9 protein-coding genes, 2 tRNA genes, 2 rRNA genes and 1 riboswitch are annotated in these 15,881 nt (G+C 56.4%); of the genes, 4 read left to right on the forward strand and 9 right to left on the reverse strand.

Annotated features, from left to right (window positions below; all coding sequences use genetic code 11):
- Positions 1–30: 30 nt before the first annotated feature.
- From C1N62_RS16815 to btuB, 6 genes are all read right to left on the reverse strand, one after another.
- Positions 31–2,940 (reverse strand): 23S ribosomal RNA (locus tag C1N62_RS16815).
- A gap of 201 nt (positions 2,941–3,141) precedes the next feature.
- Positions 3,142–3,217: transfer RNA gene (locus tag C1N62_RS16820), tRNA-Ala, on the reverse strand.
- 22 nt (positions 3,218–3,239) lie between these two features.
- Positions 3,240–3,316 (reverse strand) — tRNA-Ile (locus C1N62_RS16825).
- 69 nt (positions 3,317–3,385) lie between these two features.
- A 16S ribosomal RNA gene (locus C1N62_RS16830) occupies positions 3,386–4,927 on the reverse strand.
- Together the 16S and 23S rRNA genes with 2 tRNA genes alongside form the textbook arrangement of a ribosomal RNA operon.
- A gap of 396 nt (positions 4,928–5,323) precedes the next feature.
- On the reverse strand, positions 5,324–6,190 hold the full coding sequence (murI, locus tag C1N62_RS16835) for a glutamate racemase (RefSeq protein ID WP_137764698.1): 867 nt from the start codon (positions 6,188–6,190) through the stop codon (positions 5,324–5,326).
- Complete coding sequence (gene btuB, locus C1N62_RS16840) at positions 6,135–7,982, reverse strand: TonB-dependent vitamin B12 receptor BtuB (RefSeq protein ID WP_137764699.1); 1,848 nt, start codon at positions 7,980–7,982, stop codon at positions 6,135–6,137. Before btuB ends, murI begins: the two co-directional genes overlap by 56 nt.
- 67 nt (positions 7,983–8,049) lie before the next feature.
- Positions 8,050–8,250: riboswitch (cobalamin riboswitch) on the reverse strand.
- Positions 8,251–8,380: 130 nt separating this feature from the next.
- Between btuB and trmA the strand changes: the two genes are divergently transcribed.
- Positions 8,381–9,487 carry a tRNA (uridine(54)-C5)-methyltransferase TrmA gene (gene trmA, locus C1N62_RS16845; protein WP_137764700.1) on the forward strand — a complete coding sequence of 369 codons (1,107 nt, stop codon included), beginning with the start codon at positions 8,381–8,383 and terminating at the stop codon, positions 9,485–9,487.
- A 55-nt stretch (positions 9,488–9,542) separates the two neighbouring features.
- Here trmA and C1N62_RS16850 read toward each other — a convergent pair whose 3' ends face one another.
- A complete protein-coding gene (locus C1N62_RS16850) occupies positions 9,543–9,911 on the reverse strand; it encodes a YijD family membrane protein (protein WP_137764701.1) in 369 nt (122 codons plus the stop codon).
- A gap of 54 nt (positions 9,912–9,965) precedes the next feature.
- Positions 9,966–10,598: an HTH-type transcriptional repressor FabR gene (gene fabR / locus C1N62_RS16855; protein ID WP_168195874.1), complete on the reverse strand. Its 633-nt coding sequence runs from the start codon at positions 10,596–10,598 to the stop codon at positions 9,966–9,968.
- 211 nt (positions 10,599–10,809) lie between these two features.
- Here fabR and sthA point away from each other — a divergent pair, with 211 nt between their 5' ends.
- Complete coding sequence (gene sthA, locus C1N62_RS16860; RefSeq protein ID WP_137764703.1) at positions 10,810–12,213, forward strand: Si-specific NAD(P)(+) transhydrogenase; 1,404 nt, start codon at positions 10,810–10,812, stop codon at positions 12,211–12,213.
- Here sthA and oxyR read toward each other — a convergent pair.
- Positions 12,196–13,113 carry a DNA-binding transcriptional regulator OxyR gene (oxyR, locus tag C1N62_RS16865; protein WP_137764704.1) on the reverse strand — a complete coding sequence of 306 codons (918 nt, stop codon included), beginning with the start codon at positions 13,111–13,113 and terminating at the stop codon, positions 12,196–12,198. The two genes, sthA and oxyR, sit on opposite strands and share 18 nt — an antisense overlap.
- Before the next feature lie 151 nt (positions 13,114–13,264).
- Here oxyR and C1N62_RS16870 point away from each other — a divergent pair, with 151 nt between their 5' ends.
- Entirely contained in the window at positions 13,265–13,996 is a 732-nt protein-coding gene (locus C1N62_RS16870; RefSeq protein WP_137764705.1) for a glutathione peroxidase, read from the forward strand.
- Positions 13,997–14,133: 137 nt separating this feature from the next.
- Positions 14,134–15,582: a dihydrolipoyl dehydrogenase gene (locus C1N62_RS16875; RefSeq protein ID WP_137764706.1), complete on the forward strand. Its 1,449-nt coding sequence runs from the start codon at positions 14,134–14,136 to the stop codon at positions 15,580–15,582.
- The last annotated feature ends 299 nt before the right edge of the window (positions 15,583–15,881 follow it).

Raw genomic sequence — 15,881 nt, forward strand, 5'->3', positions numbered from 1 at the left:
TCGCGTCTCTAAAAACACCTTCGGTGTTGTAAGGTTAAGCCTCACGGGTCATTAGTACCGGTTAGCTCAATGCATCGCTGCACTTACACATCCGGCCTATCAACGTCTTCGTCTTAAACGTCCCTTCAGGGGACTCAAGGTCCCAGGGAAGACTCATCTTGAGGCAAGTTTCGCGCTTAGATGCTTTCAGCGCTTATCTTTTCCGCACTTAGCTACCGGGCAGTGCCATTGGCATGACAACCCGAACACCAGTGGTGCGTTCACTCCGGTCCTCTCGTACTAGGAGCAACCCCTCTCAATCTTCCAACGCCCACGGCAGATAGGGACCGAACTGTCTCACGACGTTCTAAACCCAGCTCGCGTACCACTTTAAACGGCGAACAGCCGTACCCTTGGGACCTACTTCAGCCCCAGGATGTGATGAGCCGACATCGAGGTGCCAAACACCGCCGTCGATATGAACTCTTGGGCGGTATCAGCCTGTTATCCCCGGAGTACCTTTTATCCGTTGAGCGATGGCCCTTCCATTCAGAACCACCGGATCACTAAGACCTGCTTTCGCACCTGCTCGAGCCGTCACTCTCGCAGTCAAGCTAGCTTATGCCTTTGCACTAACCTCACGATGTCCGACCGTGATTAGCTAACCTTCGTGCTCCTCCGTTACTCTTTAGGAGGAGACCGCCCCAGTCAAACTACCCACCAGACACTGTCCTCACCCCGGATAACGGGGCCGAGTTAGAACATCAAACATTAAAGGGTGGTATTTCAAGGTTGGCTCCATGCAGACTGGCGTCCACACTTCAAAGCCTCCCACCTATCCTACACATCAAGGCTCAATGTTCAGTGTCAAGCTATAGTAAAGGTTCACGGGGTCTTTCCGTCTTGCCGCGGGTACACTGCATCTTCACAGCGAGTTCAATTTCACTGAGTCTCGGGTGGAGACAGCCTGGCCATCATTACGCCATTCGTGCAGGTCGGAACTTACCCGACAAGGAATTTCGCTACCTTAGGACCGTTATAGTTACGGCCGCCGTTTACCGGGGCTTCGATCAAGAGCTTCGCGTTGCCGCTAACCCCATCAATTAACCTTCCGGCACCGGGCAGGCGTCACACCGTATACGTCCACTTTCGTGTTTGCACAGTGCTGTGTTTTTATTAAACAGTTGCAGCCAGCTGGTATCTGCGACTGGCTTCAGCTCCGGGAGCAAGTCCCTTCACCTACGCGCCAGCGTGCCTTCTCCCGAAGTTACGGCACCATTTTGCCTAGTTCCTTCACCCGAGTTCTCTCAAGCGCCTGAGTATTCTCTACCTGACCACCTGTGTCGGTTTGGGGTACGATTTCGTGTTACCTGGAGCTTAGAGGCTTTTCCTGGAAGCAGGGCATCAGCTACTTCACCACCGTAGTGGCTCGTCATTGCGCCTCAGGGTTAACAAGAAAGCGGATTTACCTGCCTTCTCCCCCTACACGCTTAAACCAGGACAACCGTCGCCTGGCCAGCCTAGCCTTCTCCGTCCCCCCTTCGCAGTAACACCAAGTACAGGAATATTAACCTGTTTCCCATCGACTACGCTTTTCAGCCTCGCCTTAGGGGTCGACTCACCCTGCCCCGATTAACGTTGGACAGGAACCCTTGGTCTTCCGGCGAGCGGGCTTTTCACCCGCTTTATCGTTACTTATGTCAGCATTCGCACTTCTGATACCTCCAGCAGACCTCACAGTCCACCTTCGCAGGCTTACAGAACGCTCCCCTACCCAACAACGCCTAAGCGTCGCTGCCGCAGCTTCGGTGCATGGTTTAGCCCCGTTACATCTTCCGCGCAGGCCGACTCGACCAGTGAGCTATTACGCTTTCTTTAAATGATGGCTGCTTCTAAGCCAACATCCTGGCTGTCTGTGCCTTCCCACATCGTTTCCCACTTAACCATGACTTTGGGACCTTAGCTGGCGGTCTGGGTTGTTTCCCTCTTCACGACGGACGTTAGCACCCGCCGTGTGTCTCCCGTGATAATATTCTTCGGTATTCGCAGTTTGCATCGGGTTGGTAAGCCGGGGTGGCCCCCTAGCCGAAACAGTGCTCTACCCCCGAAGATAAATTCACGAGGCGCTACCTAAATAGCTTTCGGGGAGAACCAGCTATCTCCCGGTTTGATTGGCCTTTCACCCCCAGCCACAAGTCATCCGCTAATTTTTCAACATTAGTCGGTTCGGTCCTCCAGTTAGTGTTACCCAACCTTCAACCTGCCCATGGCTAGATCACCGGGTTTCGGGTCTATACCTTGCAACTAGACGCCCAGTTAAGACTCGGTTTCCCTACGGCTCCCCTATACGGTTAACCTTGCTACAAAATATAAGTCGCTGACCCATTATACAAAAGGTACGCAGTCACCCTGATAAATCAAGGCTCCCACTGCTTGTACGTACACGGTTTCAGGTTCTATTTCACTCCCCTCGCCGGGGTTCTTTTCGCCTTTCCCTCACGGTACTGGTTCACTATCGGTCAGTCAGGAGTATTTAGCCTTGGAGGATGGTCCCCCCATATTCAGACAGGATGTCACGTGTCCCGCCCTACTCATCGAACTCACAACTTGTGTATTTTTGTGTACGGGACTATCACCCTTTACTGTGCGACTTTCCAGACGCTTCCACTAACACACAAACTGATTCAGGTTCTGGGCTGTTCCCCGTTCGCTCGCCGCTACTGGGGAATCTCGGTTGATTTCTTTTCCTCGGGGTACTTAGATGTTTCAGTTCCCCCGGTTCGCCTCACTGCACTATGTATTCATGCAGAGATAGTGTGACGTATCACACTGGGTTTCCCCATTCGGGTATCGTCGGGTATAACGCTTCATATCAGCTTACCGACGCTTATCGCAGATTAGCACGCCCTTCATCGCCTCTGACTGCCTAGGCATCCACCGTGTACGCTTAGTCGCTTAACCTCACAACCCGAAGATGTTTCCATCAGGGTGTGATTATTTGAGAGACTCTCTTACATGCGCCATCTCTCAAGACTTCTACGGAGAGAGACAGGGCTGTAAGGTTTCAATTTTCAGCTTGTTCCAGATTGTTAAAGAGCAAATACTTCACAGCATACTGTTGCCAGTATACTCAGAACTATTATTTATGCAGACCGTACGAGATGGTGGAGCTAAGCGGGATCGAACCGCTGACCTCCTGCGTGCAAGGCAGGCGCTCTCCCAGCTGAGCTATAGCCCCGTGCAGTCTTAAGATACCTTTGTGGTAGGCCTGAGTGGACTTGAACCACCGACCTCACCCTTATCAGGGGTGCGCTCTAACCACCTGAGCTACAAGCCTATAAAGGTATTTCTGCTCGAATTTCATCAGACAATCTGTGTGAGCACTGCACAGTCAAATATCTCTAGGTAAGGAGGTGATCCAACCGCAGGTTCCCCTACGGTTACCTTGTTACGACTTCACCCCAGTCATGAATCACAAAGTGGTAAGCGCCCTCCCGAAGGTTAAGCTACCTACTTCTTTTGCAACCCACTCCCATGGTGTGACGGGCGGTGTGTACAAGGCCCGGGAACGTATTCACCGTGGCATTCTGATCCACGATTACTAGCGATTCCGACTTCATGGAGTCGAGTTGCAGACTCCAATCCGGACTACGACGCACTTTATGAGGTCCGCTTGCTCTCGCGAGTTCGCTTCTCTTTGTATGCGCCATTGTAGCACGTGTGTAGCCCTACTCGTAAGGGCCATGATGACTTGACGTCATCCCCACCTTCCTCCGGTTTATCACCGGCAGTCTCCTTTGAGTTCCCGACCGAATCGCTGGCAACAAAGGATAAGGGTTGCGCTCGTTGCGGGACTTAACCCAACATTTCACAACACGAGCTGACGACAGCCATGCAGCACCTGTCTCAGAGTTCCCGAAGGCACCAAGGCATCTCTGCCAAGTTCTCTGGATGTCAAGAGTAGGTAAGGTTCTTCGCGTTGCATCGAATTAAACCACATGCTCCACCGCTTGTGCGGGCCCCCGTCAATTCATTTGAGTTTTAACCTTGCGGCCGTACTCCCCAGGCGGTCGATTTAACGCGTTAGCTCCGGAAGCCACGCCTCAAGGGCACAACCTCCAAATCGACATCGTTTACAGCGTGGACTACCAGGGTATCTAATCCTGTTTGCTCCCCACGCTTTCGCACCTGAGCGTCAGTCTTCGTCCAGGGGGCCGCCTTCGCCACCGGTATTCCTCCAGATCTCTACGCATTTCACCGCTACACCTGGAATTCTACCCCCCTCTACGAGACTCTAGCTTGCCAGTTTCAAATGCAGTTCCCAAGTTAAGCTCGGGGATTTCACATCTGACTTAACAAACCGCCTGCGTGCGCTTTACGCCCAGTAATTCCGATTAACGCTTGCACCCTCCGTATTACCGCGGCTGCTGGCACGGAGTTAGCCGGTGCTTCTTCTGCGAGTAACGTCAATCGGTAAGGTTATTAACCTTACCGCCTTCCTCCTCGCTGAAAGTACTTTACAACCCGAAGGCCTTCTTCATACACGCGGCATGGCTGCATCAGGGTTTCCCCCATTGTGCAATATTCCCCACTGCTGCCTCCCGTAGGAGTCTGGACCGTGTCTCAGTTCCAGTGTGGCTGGTCATCCTCTCAGACCAGCTAGGGATCGTCGCCTAGGTGAGCCATTACCCCACCTACTAGCTAATCCCATCTGGGTTCATCTGATGGCGCGAGGCCCGAAGGTCCCCCGCTTTGGTCTTGCGACGTTATGCGGTATTAGCTACCGTTTCCAGTAGTTATCCCCCTCCATCAGGCAGATCCCCAGACATTACTCACCCGTCCGCCGCTCGCCGGCAAAGTAGCAAGCTACTTTCCGCTGCCGCTCGACTTGCATGTGTTAGGCCTGCCGCCAGCGTTCAATCTGAGCCATGATCAAACTCTTCAATTAAAAGCTTGATGTGCTACACAAGGTAGCGATGCTCAAAGGTTACTGTTTGAATTTTACTTCAGTTAGTCACTCTTCAAGACTTAATATTTTGTGCATCCGAGGATGCTTGATATTGTCTTGTGAGTGCCCACACAGATTGTCTGATAAATTGTTAAAGAGCAGTCGTTACCGTTTCGTTTCGGTAACGTGGGAGGCACATATTACGCTTTCCCACCGGAGAGTCAAGCACTATTTTCTAGTGTTTTCAGCGTTTCCGCTGAGGGCCTCTCCGCTGACCCGGCGACGTGTTGGTCGTTGTTCCCGGTCAGTGGAGGCGCATTATAGGGAGTTCTCGGCAGGCCGCAACCCCTAATTTTAAAAAATTATTCAACCGCTCAACAAATAATCAACACGCTGCTAAAGTGACAACTTTTCGATGCTTTTGAAACCATAATCGGCCAAAACCGGCCGCAGCGAGTCAATTTCTGTGGTGAACGCCATGCAGTACGCCAGATTCTCTTCTACTGATAAAGAGGCATTTTCTTGGTTGGCGAGCAGCCAGGCAGTTCGCCGGGCGATAGCCGCGCCAGAATCCACCAGCCGGGTGCCATCCGGCATGACCAGTTTCAGCTCGTCTGCTAATAGAGGAAAGTGGGTGCAGCCCAATACCACGGTATCTGGCGGCTCCGGGCGACGCAGCCACGGCCGCACAATCTTCTTCAGCGCCTCCAGCGATACCTCTTTACCATGCAGCTTCGCTTCCGCCATCTCCACCAGCTCCGCCGATCCCAGCATCAGGATTTCGCAATCTGTGGCGAAGCGCGCCACCAGATCGTGCGTATAGGGGCGTTGCACAGTGGCGCGGGTCGCCAACAGCCCGACCACACCATTGCGGGTCAGCTTGGCTGCGGGCTTGATGGCGGGCACCACGCCCACGACCGGGCAGCTAAAACGCTCCCGTAGGGCTGGCAGGGTGACGGTGCTGGCAGTATTGCAGGCCACGATAATAATAGAGAGAGGATGGCGCTGGGCGATCGCGGAGGTAATGGCCACCACGCGTTCGACAATAAACTCTTCTGACTTCTCCCCATAGGGAAACGCCACATTGTCGAAGGCATAGATATAGTGGAGATCCGGCAGCAGTTGCCGAATCTCCTGATAGACCGATAGCCCCCCGACGCCGGAGTCAAAGACCAGGGCGGTTGGCCGGGGGGTTATTGAAAGGGTGTCAGAAGGTATAGCTGCCAGTGAGGTAGTATTCACGTCCTGGTGTTTCGTAGCCATAAACCGTCTCATAATCTTTATCAAACAGGTTGGCAATTCTACCACGAACGGTCAGGTGCGATGTAACCGGATAGGAGGCCGCGAGATCCCACAGGCTGACGCCACCCAGACGTTTTCGCTCATAGTTACTGAAGTCAGTATCATAGCGCTTACCGAGGTAGTGGTAGGTCAGTGACCAATCCAGTTCCTCCACTTGCCAATCAAGCTGATACTTCACCTGCTGTTTCGCACGGCGCGCCAGCACTTCATTGGTATCGGCGTCACGCGGGTCGAGGTACTCCAGCGTCAACTGGTGCTGCAGTGGGCCAGTCTCCAGCGAGCCGGTCCACTCGACGCCCTTGATTCGCACTTTGCCAACATTGTAGTAGCGGTTGTTTTCGTAATCGATCATCTGGTCGATGTCATTACGATAGGCGGAGAGGCGCCAGCTCAACGGGCCGGTCAGCCCTTCCAGCCCCCCTTCCCACTCTTTACTCTCTTCCGGGTTCAGGTTTGGGTTGCCATAACTGCTATAGAGCTGGCTGAGGTAAGGCGCCTTGAAAGCGGTACCGTAGGAGGCGATCAGGCGGTAGCCGTCGATGAACTCCCACGCGGCGCTGGTTTGCCAGGTGGAGTGCCAGCCAAACTGGGAGTTGTCATCCCCACGGAGTGCCCCCTCAAGCGTGACATCGCTGATCTGCTGTTGCGCCGTCAGGTAGAGGCCGGTGTTGCGCTGGTTATAGCCATTGGCCAGATAGCCGGTGCCTGGCTCGGTGGTCAGCTTCTGCCAGTCCAGCCCAGCGCTGACGGAACCCAGCCCCAGTTGGAAGGTATTACCCCATTGCAGGTTGTACTGCTGGGAGTCATCCAGTGAGGCGGAGGCGGCATAGCGCCCCTGACGCGGATCGTAGTTGTAGTCCTTGGTATGGCTATAGCTGCCGATCAGCTGCGTGGCGTAGATCCCTTCCTGATAGCGCAGGCCAGCATCCCAGGTCTGGTTATAGAGCTGGCGAGTGTCCACCAGCGAATCGTTGTCAGAGTTGTAGGCGGCGTCATAGTCGGTGCGGTTGTCATAGCCATAGCCGCGCACAAAGCCGCTGACGCTCTCATTGAACTGGTGCTGGAGCGAGCCGAAGAGGGTTTTGCTCATGTAGCCGTCGCGATCTTGCTGGCTCTGCGCGCCGGTGTTGCCGTAGGCAACCACGTCATACCCTTTGGTATAAGTATAGTTGCCGGCCAGCGTGCCAATGGTGTCTTCGCCCAGTTGCTGCTGGGTGGCGGCATCGTAGGACTGGTAGCCATTGGAGCCAAGGCCCGCGTTGAGCGTGGTGCCGCTCTTCTCACGGGTAGTGATGATGTTGACCACGCCACCGAGGGCATCGGAACCATAAACAGCGGAGCGCGGCCCACGGACATACTCAATGCGTTGCACCAGCGAAAGCGGGATCTGGCTGAGGTCGGTGGCCCCGCTGATGCCGGCCTGATTGAGGCGGATGCCATCCATTAGCACCAGCACATGGCTGGAGTTGGTGCCGCGGATGAACAGCGAGCTGAGCTGCCCCATGCCACCACTCTGCCCGACATCCACACCCGGCAGGCGGCGCATCACATCAAGCAGCGTGGTGGATTGCCAGCGATCGATCTCATCGCGCGTCACAACCGTGGTCGGTGCCAGCACGGAGGAGACCGGCTGGGCGAAGCGGTTAGCGGTGACGACCAGGGTATCGTTATTATTTGCCGGCGATGCTTGCGCCCAGGCAGAAGAGACCGTGGCGAACAGCGAAGTCCACAGCAAGGATTTTTTCATTGTCATGCGAAACGCATCCAAAAATTGGCAGGATGCCGCAGGGAGCCATCCACGTATACGCGACGGGGATGAGTAGTGCGACGGATACTCCGGCAGGTCTTCGGACTTGGGATCCGTATGGAGCCTGCTCCACACGCCGGGCGATGACTTCCCACCTAACAGGCAGTGTCTACTTGCTACGCCGTGACTTCCCCTTACCGCTGCGCGTCAGTTCCGGATTTACACCGGATTCCCTTTTAACTCATTGATTGAGGCCGGATCGCAATGCTACGATCAACCCATATGGAAGTCTAGACTTCCACCCCCGACGCCAGGAATAAACGCAACAAAACTGGACTTAACCCGCACTTTCCCTACAATCCCCGCAAAACACGCTTTTTCCCCCGATCCAGACGAGAGATGCCATGACCCCTGACATTCTGCCAATTGAACAGTATGACGACCAACTGGCGGAAAAGACCGCCCGTCTCAAGACGCTGATGTCGCCCTTCGCCGCGCCGGAGCCGGAAGTGTTCTGCTCGCCGAAACAGCACTACCGTATGCGGGCGGAGTTCCGCGTCTGGCACGACGAGGACGATCTTTTCCATATCATCTTTGATCAGCAGACCAAGCAGCGTATCCGCGTGGATCAGTTCCCGGCCGCCAGCGAGCTGATCAACCGCCTGATGATCGCGCTGATCGATGAGCTGAAGCCACAGCCGCTGTTGCGCCGCAAGCTGTTCCAGATTGATTACCTCTCCACCCAGAGCGGCAAGATTATCGCCTCCCTGCTCTACCACCGTAAGCTGGATGAGGCGTGGCAGCAGGCCGCGACAGAGATGCGTGACCGCCTGCGGGCGCAGGGCTTTGACCTGCAACTGATTGGCCGCGCCTCGAAAACCAAAATCATGCTGGATCAGGACTATGTGGACGAGTGCCTGCCGGTAGCGGGCAAAGAGATGATCTACCGCCAGGTAGAGAACAGCTTTACCCAGCCGAACGCCGCGATGAACGTGCAGATGCTGGAGTGGGCGCTGGATGTCACGCGCGGCTCACAAGGCGATCTGCTGGAGCTGTACTGCGGCAATGGCAACTTCTCGCTGGCGCTGGCGCGCAATTTCCGCCGGGTGCTGGCGACCGAGATCGCCAAGCCTTCGGTGGCGGCGGCGCAGTACAACATTGCGGCCAACCAGATCGACAACGTGCAGATCATCCGTATGGCCGCCGAAGATTTCACTCAGGCGATGAATGGCGTGCGCGAGTTCAACCGCCTGAAGGGCATCGACCTGAGCAGCTACCAGTGCGAAACCATTTTTGTCGATCCGCCGCGCAGTGGTCTGGATGATGAAACCGTCAAGCTGGTACAGGGCTATCCGCGCATCCTCTATATCTCCTGCAATCCGGAGACGCTGTGCGACAACCTGCATACCCTGCACCAGACCCACAACGTGACCAAACTGGCGCTGTTTGACCAGTTCCCCTACACCCACCATATGGAGTGCGGTGTGCTGCTGGAGCGGCGTGACGCCTGATCTTCCCCATAAAAAAGGCCCTCATTTGAGGGCCTTTTTTTTACCGCCGGACGGCTTACACTTCTGAATTAACCGCCGTCTTGCGCGCCTTGACCTTCACACCAATCCAGAAGACCAGTGCTACGGAGAGGATCGCCGGCAGGAAGTTGGAGCCAATCTGCGGGTATTCGGCGCGGACAATGGTGCTATAGAGCAGCAGGCCGAGCATAAAGCAGGCGGCGGCCAGTGACGGCATCCCCTTTGGCATCGCCCGGTTCAGGTAGCGCTGGTGCAGGCAGTAGACGGCCAGCACCAAGGCAATCAATGGGAAAATGGAGAACGGCACCACCGAGCTGAAGAGCGCGGTAAAGGAGCCGCTGATGGATAAGCCAGCGATCAGGGCGAGAATCAGGGTGCCATTTTCGCGGCGCGGGTGTTCTGTCATCTTTTTTACCTATCTGTCGTGGGTTTAAAGGAAAACGTAGGGAGTGGGTGGGCGTCAGTTCTGCGACAGCGCCATCCGCTCCTGCTCACGGCGATACCAGTAGTATGCGCCCTTGGAAATCATGCGGAGTTGCAGCACCAGCCGCTCCTCCAGCTGCCGACGCTGCTCGGGGCCGACATCCAGCGCCTCGGCGCCAGCGCTAAAGACAATGGTGACCATCGCATCAGCCTGCGCCTCGGTAAAGCTGCGCGGCATGTGGCTCTCCTGCTCCAGGTAGTCAGCCAGTTCCGCGATGAAGTGCTGGATCTCACGGGCGACGGCGGCACGGAACGCGGCGGAGGTGCCGGAGCGCTCCCGCAGCAGCAACCGGAAGGCGTTGGGGTTATTGCCGATGAACTCCATAAAGGTCGAGACCGACGTGCGGATCACGCTGCCGCCCTTGGCGATGCGCTGGCGCGCCTGACGCATCAGCTGGCGCAACATCAGGCCGCTTTCGTCCACCATGGTCAGTCCCAGTTCATCCACATCACGGAAGTGGCGATAGAAGGAGGTGGGCGCGATCCCCGCCTCGCGGGAGACCTCCCGCAGGCTCAGGCTGGCAAAGCTCCGCTCCGCGCTGAGCTGGCTGAACGCCGCCTCAATCAACGAGCGCCGGGTGCGTTCCTTCTGTTGTGCTCTTACGCCCATAACCCTTCCCAAAAAGTGTCCAGACAAACGATTTGCCGGCCATCACCGCACTATATCAAACTTTTTCGGTAGCATGCTTCTACAAACATGCAACAGTCAATGACGGTGAAAAAATGCCACCGCCCCACGAAATGACTACGGCAAATTGGGGATTCGCGCCTATGATGTTACAATCTCGTTGTATTTTTGTATAAGAATAGGTGTCTTCGACATGCAACAGCACTTCCATTTTGATGCCATTGTCATCGGTTCCGGCCCTGGCGGCGAGGGAGCCGCAATGGGCCTGGTGAAACAGGGCGCACGGGTTGCGGTGATAGAACGCTTCAACAACGTCGGCGGCGGCTGTACCCACTGGGGCACCATCCCCTCCAAAGCCCTCCGCCACGCGGTCAGCCGCATTATCGAATTCAATCAAAACCCGCTCTACAGTGACACCACCTCCCGGTCTCTCAGCTCCACTTTCCCCGACATCCTGCGCCATGCCGACTCCGTGATTAACCAGCAGACGCGTATGCGCCAGAGTTTCTATGAGCGCAACCAGTGCCAGCTCTTCTCCGGTGACGCCAGCTTCATCGACGCCAACACCGTGCGCGTGCGCTACCCGGACGGCACCCATGACGAGCTGACCGCCGGGCAGATTGTGATCGCCTGCGGCTCCCGCCCCTATCGCCCGGCGAACGTCGATTTCAACCACCCGCGCGTCTATGACAGCGACTCGATCCTGCAACTGGACCACGCGCCACGCCACGTGCTGATCTACGGTGCCGGGGTGATCGGCTGTGAATATGCCTCGATCTTCCGCGGACTGAACGTCAAAGTTGACCTGATCAACACCCGTGACCGCCTGCTGGCCTTCCTCGATCAAGAGATGTCAGACGCCCTCTCCTACCACTTCTGGAACAATGGCGTGGTGATTCGCCATAACGAAGAGTACGAGAAGATCGAAGGGGTGGAGGATGGCGTGATTGTCCATCTGAAATCTGGCAAGAAGGTGAAGGCCGACTGCCTGCTCTACGCCAACGGCCGCACCGGCAACACCGATGGGCTGGGGCTGGAGAACATTGGCCTCCAGGCTGACAGCCGTGGCCTGCTGAAAGTGAACAGCATGTACCAGACCGCGTTGTCGCATATCTATGCGGTGGGCGATGTGATTGGCTACCCGAGTCTGGCGTCCGCCGCCTACGATCAGGGGCGCATTGCCGCGCAGGCGATGATTCAGGGCGAATCGAAAGTACATTTGATTGAGAACATCCCGAGCGGCATCTACACCATCCCGGAGATCAGTGCGGTTGGCAAAACTGAGCAGGAGCTGACGGCGATGAAGGTGCCGTACGAGGTGGGTCGCGCGCAGTTCAAGCATCTGGCACGCGCACAGATTGCCGGGATGAGCGTGGGCAGCCTGAAGCTGCTGTTCCACCGCGAGACCAAGCAGATCCTGGGGATTCACTGCTTTGGCGAGCGCGCGGCGGAGATCATCCATATCGGCCAGGCCATCATGGAACAGAAGGGGGAAGGCAATACCATCGAGTATTTCGTCAATACCACCTTCAACTACCCCACGATGGCGGAAGCCTACCGCGTGGCAGCGCTGAACGGCTTAAACCGCCTGTTTTAAACCAGCGGTGAACAGCGTCTGCATGTGATCTTTGATGGACTCTGCCAGCTGCTCATAGCGGCCGCGCAGGGGGGAGCCGGGGCGGTAGACCAAAGCCACGGTACGCTTCGGCTCCGGCTTGATGCACTGCATGTAACTCACGCCATCACGCTGGCGCTCATTCGGCACCGCCAGTGACGGCAGCAGGGTGATGCCGCTACCGGCGGCCACCATGTTGCGCAGCGTTTCAAGGCTGGTGGCGCGGAAGTGGGTGTCCTCGTCCGCACCGGCCTGGAAGCAGAAGCCCATCGCCTGATCGCGCAGGCAGTGGCCATCCTCCAGCATCAGCAACTTTTCACCAGACAGCTCCGCCATCGCCACGCGATCGCGCCCGGCCCACGGGTGATCGCTATAGACCGCCAGCTTCATTGGCTCATCAAACAGCGGCACCTCGATAAAGGCCTCCGACTCCTTCACCAGTGCCAGAATGGCACAATCCAGCTTGCCGCTGTCGAGTTGCGCCAGCAACTGGTGGGTCTGCGCCTCATGCAGGTACATCTCCAGCTTTGGGAAGGTCTGGTGCAGCATCGGGATGATGTGCGGCAACAGATAGGGGCCAAGCGTCGGGATAAGCCCGATATGCAGCGGCCCGGACATGGTTTCGCCCTGCTGGCTCGCCATCTCCTTCAACACTTTCACCTCTCGCAGCACCGTGCGTGCCTGCTCCACCAGCAACAGCCCGGCCTGGGTAAACAGCACCTTACGGCTGGTACGCTCCAGCAGCATCACGCCCAGCTCATCTTCCAGCTTGCGGATCTGGCCACTCAGGGTGGGCTGGCTGACGTGGCAGGCATCTGCCGCACGCCGAAAGTGACGGAATTCCGCCAGGGCAACCAAATACTCTAAATCGCGAATGTTCATTAAATTCCTCCGACCCCATGATAGCTCATGGCAATGAATAAGATAGCAATCAACGATTAGAACTATCAAGCCCCAGCATGAATAATGTACACCAACAAGCGAAGACACCCGCAGCAATAAAAAATTATCAATTCTTTTTAAGAGGTTATCGATGTTCGCAAGCCAAGAAGGTAAGCAAGTACCACAGGTAGTATTCCATACTCGTCAAGGCGACCAGTGGGTAGATGTGTCTACTGACGATCTGTTCAAAAACAAAACCGTCATCGTATTCTCGCTGCCGGGCGCCTTCACCCCAACCTGCTCCTCCAGCCACCTGCCGCGTTACAACGAGCTGGCCAGCGTATTCCGCCAGCACGGCGTGGACAGCATCCTGTGTGTCTCCGTGAACGACACCTTCGTGATGAACGCCTGGAAATCTGAGCAGCGCGCAGAAAACATCACCTTCATCCCGGATGGTAACGGCGAGTTCACCAAGGGCATGGAGATGCTGGTCGAGAAAGCTGACCTGGGCTTTGGCCCGCGCTCCTGGCGTTACTCCATGCTGGTACGCAACGGCGTGGTTGAGAAGATGTTCGTTGAGCCGAACAAACCGGGCGACCCGTTTGAAGTCTCTGACGCGGATACCATGCTGAAGTACCTGGCCCCTGAGTTCAAAATCCAGGAGTCGGTCTCGGTCTTCACCAAGCCGGGCTGCCCGTTCTGCGCCAAAGCCAAACAGATGCTGCAAGACCGCGGCATCCAGTATGAAGAGATCGTGCTGGGCAAAGACGCGACCACCGTCAGCCTGCGTGCTGTCTCTGGCCGCGCCACGGTTCCGCAGGTCTTCATCGGCGGTCGCCACATCGGCGGCAGCGATGACCTGGAAGTGTTCCTGACTGCCTAAGATCGCGTAAGAGATAAGCCATCCCTGCGTATTAACAATAAGAAAAGCCAACGTGAAGTTTGGCGGGCTACGGCCCGCCTTTTTTCTTTCCGGTTCGACCATCGCGTTTTATACAGCAACAGCAAAAGAGGCATCACATGAAACAACTGAACGTAGACGTTGCCGTCATTGGCGGCGGGACTGCTGGCCTGGGTGCGTATCGCGCCGCGAAACTCTCCACCCCTAGCGTGGTGATGATTGAGGGCGGCCCGTTTGGTACTACCTGCGCGCGGGTAGGCTGTATGCCCTCCAAGCTGCTGATTGCGGCGGCGGAAGCCGTCCACCAGATTGAACGTGCGCCGGGCTTCGGCGTGCATCCGCAGGGCGAAACCCTGATCAATGGCCGTGAGGTGATGGATCGCGTCAAACGCGAGCGCGACCGCTTTGTCGGTTTCGTGCTGGAAGGGGTGGAGAGCATCCCGGCGCGTGACAAAATCGCTGGCTATGCCCGCTTCATCGATGACAACACGCTGATGGTGGATGACCACACCCGCATCGTCGCGCAGCGCATCGTGATCGCCACCGGCTCCCGCCCCACCTGGCCGACGGCCTGGGACTCGCTGGGCGATCGCCTGATCATCAATGATGACGTCTTCAACTGGGACGACCTGCCGGCCGCCGTGGCGGTGTTCGGCCCCGGCGTGATTGGTCTGGAGCTGGGGCAGGCGCTGCACCGCCTCGGCGTGAAGGTCAATGTCTTCGGCGTGGGTGGCGCGGTCGGCCCGCTGACTGACCCACGGGTGCGTGAATATGCCGCCCAGACGCTGGGCAGCGAGTTCCCGCTTGATGCCGACGTAAAGGTAGAGATGATGCAGCGGGAGGGCGATCGCGTCTTCATCCGCTATCTCGACAAGCAGGGCCAGCCGCAGGAGATCATGGTGGATTACGTGCTGGCCGCCACTGGCCGCCGCCCGAACACCGACCGGATTGGCCTGGAGAACACCTCGCTGGCGCTAGACGCGCGCGGCGTGCCGGTGGCTGACCGCCTGACCATGCAGACCAGCGTGCCACACATCTTCATTGCCGGTGACGCCAGCAACCAGCTGCCGCTGCTGCATGAGGCGAGCGATCAGGCGCGCATTGCTGGCCATAACGCCGGCGCGTTCCCGGAAGTGACCCCCGGCCTGCGCCGCAGCACCCTGTCGGTGGTCTTCTCCGATCCGCAGATTGCGATGGTCGGCGCCTCCTACCGTGAGCTGAACAGCGCGCTGGGAGACTGCAACTGCTTTGCTATCGGCGAGGTCTCCTTTGAGAATCAGGGCCGTTCCCGCGTCATGCTGCGTAACCAAGGCGTGCTGCGCGTCTATGGTGAGCAGGGTAGCGGCCGCTTCCTGGGTGCCGAGATGATGGGGCCGGATGCCGAGCATCTGGCGCACCTGCTGGCTTGGGCGCACCAGCAACAGATGACCATCAGCCAGATGCTGGATATGCCGTTCTACCATCCGGTCATTGAAGAGGGGCTGCGTACCGCCCTGCGTGACCTGAATGCCAAATTACGTCTTGGCAATGATGAAATTGAGCGCTGCCAACGCTGTCCTGGCGAATAATCATTTTTTATAAAAAAACCGGGCCAATGCGCCCGGTTTTTTTATTCCTATTTCTATAGCTGCATTACCTAATTAACACCTGCCATATTACCTTCACACTATTCTTTAATCTTTAACACCTAATTTGACCCTATAAAAAAGCCAACCCCCCGCAACGCCATAAAATATAAAAAATATTTTTATGTTAAAAATTGAATAATTCGTTAATTATCAAATTAATAATTAAATACATCACGCCTCTTAAAATCATGTTTAAATAAAACAATCATCCTCTTTTGATATTATCTTTCCGGTTCGAC

Origin of the sequence: Nissabacter sp. SGAir0207 (assembly GCF_005491205.1) — a bacterium.
In the GTDB taxonomy this organism is placed as follows: Bacteria; Pseudomonadota; Gammaproteobacteria; order Enterobacterales; family Enterobacteriaceae; genus Chimaeribacter.